This window comes from Microcoleus sp. Pol14D4 (assembly GCF_036701245.1).
Lineage (GTDB): Bacteria > Cyanobacteriota > Cyanobacteriia > Cyanobacteriales > Microcoleaceae > Microcoleus.
In genome coordinates, this window is sequence record NZ_JAUBQM010000158.1 from 1 (window position 1) to 4,895 (window position 4,895).

Annotated in this window: 7 protein-coding genes; 6 read left to right on the plus strand and 1 reads right to left on the minus strand. The window is 40.7% G+C overall.

Annotated features, from left to right (window positions below):
- The first annotated feature begins 262 nt into the window (after positions 1-262).
- The 4 genes from QUA33_RS27520 to QUA33_RS27535 all read left to right on the plus strand — a co-directional run bounded on the left by QUA33_RS27520 (position 263) and on the right by QUA33_RS27535 (position 2,257).
- Positions 263-517 carry a hypothetical protein gene (locus QUA33_RS27520; protein ID WP_333126327.1) on the plus strand — a complete coding sequence of 85 codons (255 nt, stop codon included), beginning with the start codon at positions 263-265 and terminating at the stop codon, positions 515-517.
- Positions 518-653: 136 nt separating this feature from the next.
- A complete protein-coding gene (locus tag QUA33_RS27525) occupies positions 654-1,343 on the plus strand; it encodes a WG repeat-containing protein (protein ID WP_333152869.1) in 690 nt (229 codons plus the stop codon).
- A 102-nt stretch (positions 1,344-1,445) separates the two neighbouring features.
- A complete protein-coding gene (locus QUA33_RS27530) occupies positions 1,446-1,859 on the plus strand; it encodes a hypothetical protein (RefSeq protein WP_333152872.1) in 414 nt (137 codons plus the stop codon).
- Entirely contained in the window at positions 1,856-2,257 is a 402-nt protein-coding gene (locus tag QUA33_RS27535) for a retropepsin-like aspartic protease (protein ID WP_333152874.1), read from the plus strand. The genes QUA33_RS27530 and QUA33_RS27535 overlap by 4 nt, the downstream gene beginning before the upstream one ends.
- Positions 2,258-2,416: 159 nt before the next feature.
- Here QUA33_RS27535 and QUA33_RS27540 read toward each other — a convergent pair whose 3' ends face one another.
- Positions 2,417-2,704, minus strand: a complete 288-nt coding sequence (locus QUA33_RS27540) for a hypothetical protein (protein WP_333152876.1) — start codon at positions 2,702-2,704, stop codon at positions 2,417-2,419.
- Positions 2,705-2,747: 43 nt separating this feature from the next.
- On the opposite strand from QUA33_RS27540, the gene QUA33_RS27545 reads away from it, so the two are divergent.
- Both QUA33_RS27545 and QUA33_RS27550 read left to right on the plus strand, forming a co-directional pair.
- Complete coding sequence (locus QUA33_RS27545) at positions 2,748-3,326, plus strand: ACP phosphodiesterase (protein WP_333152878.1); 579 nt, start codon at positions 2,748-2,750, stop codon at positions 3,324-3,326.
- A gap of 96 nt (positions 3,327-3,422) precedes the next feature.
- Positions 3,423-4,313 carry a thermonuclease family protein gene (locus QUA33_RS27550; protein WP_333152880.1) on the plus strand — a complete coding sequence of 297 codons (891 nt, stop codon included), beginning with the start codon at positions 3,423-3,425 and terminating at the stop codon, positions 4,311-4,313.
- Positions 4,314-4,895: the final 582 nt, after the last annotated feature.

Below are 4,895 nucleotides of genomic sequence, written 5' to 3' on the forward strand. Positions count from 1 at the left end.
GCTTAACTGCTTATCAAGCTATTCAAAAAGCCCTCTCTCTTCATGGCTCCCTTTTTTCCCCTAGTTGAGCAATTACAAATAAAGTTTGGCTTGATGCAGACACAATCGTTGCTACTAGCGATCGGCAAGCTGCTATTCGTCGCTGCCGTGAGTTGGCAGAGTATAATGAATTAAGAGGGGAGGGGCGCTGCACTTTCTGCGGTGTCATTCTCAATAATAGTGGTAAGTCATACCGCTGTATTTTTGAACGGGAGATAGAGGAATGAGTCAGATGTGGACTGAAGAGCAAATCAGACAAATAATCCCAGATATTGATTCACAGTTAGACGACAGCGATATTCCAACGGTGATTATTAAGGGTGAAGGTAGCAGTATTTTTCTCCAGTTTGAGAACCGTCGCGAGATTGAATTTTTGATTGCCCAATTATCTAACCTACTGATTCATCACGAGGAATTAGATATGGGAGTTACTGTTAAGGGGTATGTGACAACATTTGGTGAGTGTAGCTCTCAATAGGCTGCAACACTACTTCTGAAAGAAATTTGTGATGCGATCGGCTGCATACTAAAGTTAGGCGATCGCCTTTTACTTAAACAATAGAGAACCAGGATTAGGTAAATTAAATTACTTAGCTCAATGGAGATTGTATGCAATGAATACTCAGCTAGCACCATTTCAACAAGATGATTTGTGGGGATATCGAGATGAAAAAAATGAAATAGTAATTTCGCCAGAATTCAATTATGCTCATGAATTCTCGGAAAGTCTAGCAGCAGTGAAGATAGTAGAAAAGTGGGGTTATATTGACCATCTTGGAAACATAGTAATACAGCCTAGATATGATAGTGCTGGCAAATTTTTTAGTGGTCTTGCAAGAGTCAAAGTTGGTAATAAGTATGGATATATCAACAATGTAGGTCGAATGCTAATTAAACCTAAATTTGATTGGTCTGGAAACTTTGTAACCGGCTTAATCCCAGTTTTAATTGGTGAAAAAATAGGTTACATTGATAAGAGCGAGAACGTAATTATCACCGCTCAATTTGATAAGGCGATGAGTTTTTCTGAGGGTATTGCAGCAGTCAAAATAAATAATAAATGGGGGTATATCGATCAAAGTGGTCGCCTACTAGGTAAGCTGGAATTTGATGAAGCAACTCAACTGTGTGAGGGTTTAGGGCGAGTCAAAGTTGGTAATAAATGGGGGTATGTTAATCAGAAAGCTCAAATAGTAATTCAATGCCAATTTGATGAAGTTGCTGACTTTACAGAAGGAATTGCTCGAGTGATGAAGTCCAATGAAATTTATCATATTGACAAAATGGGTGATGTATTATGGTAACTAGCCTGAGTTGGGTATTCAAGAATTATCTAGGTAAAGCTAAGTTATCAGCTAATTGAAGAGTTATCAGAGAAATTACCTCAACATCCATTGAGACACGCCATGCTCCCAGAAACCGTACAGTTGCAAATTCCTTTTCAAGTCCTAGTAGATGCGATCGCCTCCCTCAAACTCGAAGAAAAACGCCGACTTTGGCAACTCTTAAATGAAGAAATTACTCAAGCAGAAACCAACCAGCCCTCTCAAGTTCCGATTCAAAATAACAACGGATCGGATTACCAACCCACAGGAGAAATCTTGACTGCGGCAGAAATACGCGATCGCTATCCCCGCGAGTGGGTGCTAATTGCTGATACTGAATCAGACGATTTATGGAATGTGATTCGCGGTGAAGTCTTAGCTCATTCACCGGAGCGAGAGGAAATAGACCAAGCTTTGACAAAATTTAAAGATATCCGGTCAATGTCTATAGAGTACACCGGCCCTATTCCTGATGACTATTCGGTAATCTCGTGACTTCACAAAGACTTTATCGGTGTTCGCGTTACGGAAATTTACTCGTCTTAAAAGCTGCTGCCTCTAGCACAAGTAATACTGTCAGACAATTCAGATTATTAGTTGATACAGGCTCAACTTATACCGTCTTGCGGGTAAATATATTAGAAGCTCTTGGTTGCGATATCCAAAATCCTCTACGCAGAATTAGGACATCAGCAGGTGGCGGTATTGTCGAAGCACCAGTAGTAGCTGTGGCTTGGTTTAATTGCTTGGGCGAGCGTTTAGAAAATTTTCCTATAGTTGCCTACTCGTTACCTGCAACCACTTTTGTAGACGGTCTGCTAGGAATGGATTTTCTTACTCCTATGCAAGCTGTTGTCTATGCTAAAGAGGGAGAGATTCGCATTCGTTTATGACTTATCGAGAACTTTTATATGGTTGTATCGGACGGTTTTGGATAAGTTGCGGGGTGGTTCGTAGTGGAATTTTAGCAACCGCAGATGTAGGCAGATAAACACAGATGAATGCAGATAAAATTACATCAGCTTTCATCTGCGGTTTAATTTTTTATTCGCTTATTTACCGCGCCAGAGATGAACGGCATCGCTGTTGATTTCCGACCTTAATTGCAGCCAATCTTCCAGCAAGTAGTCATCATCGACTGCTTCTGAATGCTGTTCGTCTTTGAGAATTGCCAAGACGTGAACTCCAGACGGATAGTTGAGATGACGGATTTCTGGGTCATATCCTAAGTCTTGAATTTTTCCTAAAATGCGATCGACAGCACCGGCAACAGTAAGATCGACGGCAAGAATAATTTGACCGAGTTTAGCACCCGGTTTTACACATTCTAGAACAGCCATAATTCTTTCTCCTTATGCTATCTTAGATATTTTTACTGTAGCAATGAATTATTTGGCTCATCTATTCTTATCACAAGGCACACCAGAATCCCTGATTGGCAACCTCTTAGGAGATTTTGTCAAAGGTTCGGCCGTCAACCTTTATTCCGAGGAAATTAGAAAGGGCATCGATTTGCACCGCAAAGTAGATAGCTACACGGACTCTCACCCAATAGTGCGATCGAGTAAAAGCCTTGTTTCTTCTCACAGACGAAGGTTTGCTGGAGTTTTGATTGACGTGTTTTACGACCACTTCTTAGCTAAAAATTGGCTGGAGTATTCAGAAATTCCGCTCCGGGATTTTTCTCAGGATGTCTATAAAATCCTGCAAGACAACCGCGATATATTACCTGACTCTCTCCAGCGGGTGTTGCCCACAATAATTGCCCGCGACTTGCTTTCATCTTATCAGGAAATTGCCGAAATCGGCATCACTCTTACAAGAATGTCGGCGCGACTCAAACGGACAAATAACTTGGCAAGTGGCATAGAAGATTTGACAGCTAACTATCAACGCTTAGAATCTGATTTTCGGGATTTTTTTCCTGATTTAATAAAATACGCGACTGTTGGCAAATTTTAATATAATAAACAAAAATTCTTGTTGCTAGCGATAACGAACTCGTGTATAATCCAAGCGATACCTGCATGAAATCTCAAATGCAAAAGGGTTCAAAATATGGCAACCAGAATTCCGAACCTGCAAATAACTAAAGTAGTTGATGGCGACAGCATCAAAATTTCTCTCAACGGCAAAACCGAGTCTCTGCGCCTGATTTGTGTCGATACAGAAGAAAGTCATTCGGGAGGCTCCAAACCTGTAACTGCGGCGGGGAAAGCAGCTTCAGAAATGGCTAAAAAATACTTCGCCACAGCAGATGGTGGACTTGCTCAAATTGACATAGAATTTGATACAGACGATTCGGTTGAAGTGGCTCTACAAAAACACCGCGACAACTACGGGCGTCTCCTCTGTTACGTACATAAAGACGCAGAAAATTACAATCTTAAACTGATTGAAGAAGGCTGGAGTCCCTACTTCGTCAAATACGGGCGCTCCAGATTGTATCACCGCCCAATGACTGAGGCAGAATCTGCAGCAAAAGCTTACAATCTGATGATTTGGAATCCGATTATCAATGCCAAAATCCCCTCTCGCAATTATGCTAATTTACTGCCTTGGTGGTCGATGCGCGCCTCAATTGTTGAAGAGTTTCGGTTGTCGGAAGCAACGGCAGGAGCGCTTTCTTTGAGGTTGCACTACCCGAAAATATTAGCGGCTTCTGAGAGAGCTAAATCTATTACTGTTTTCTGCGATTTGCAGGCGGGAATTACTAAATGGATCGGTGGGAGCGCTCTAATTTATGCTGGTTCAGTCTATCATAAATTAGATTTGTGGATACCCGATGCTAAAACTGATGAAAGAGCTCCCTTGAAGCGGCTAATAGAGAAGCGTTATGCGGGCCTGGGACGGGGATATGTGTATGTCAGTGGGAAGGTAGAACAGTACAAAGGGAAGCCTCAAATAGTTTTGAAGGATATCAAACAACTTTCAGACTTTCCCCGATAATATTTTAACTATAGTTAATTTTATCAATCCTTTTTGCTATAGATAATTTCATTAGGAAGTAAGATAGCACAAATAGAGGGCGATGCTAAAAAAAGATCGCCATCTATTCAGGCATAATATTCTTTTGTCCAGAGGTGCAGGAAAATTTATTGCTCCATAGAAGGAGTAGTGAAAAATCTACATCCTAATGGATTTGTGCGTGCAGATTGATTTTGAGGAGTGGTTATAGAAGGACTAGAGGTAGAAGGTGTGCTATTCAATTCTGAGACGGTAAAAGATTTAGAAATGTTAGGATTTTTCCAGAGAGGACTGGCAGAAGTGTTAGCAAGATTTGGTGATTCGGTAATTGTAATCTCCTGTGTTGCATTGACACTTGTCTGCGATTTGACAGTGGTTTGTGCCTGACACGGATAGGTAGTCATAGCAGAAATTACAGCCAAGCTAAGAAACCCAAAATAGCCCGTTGATTTAATCATATTTATCTAAACCTAAACTTAAGAACTATTATAGCAATCCTATATGAATTGTGAAAAGGCATCAAATCTTTTCAAGTTAGGAAAATTGAAAAGATTATATTTAGCA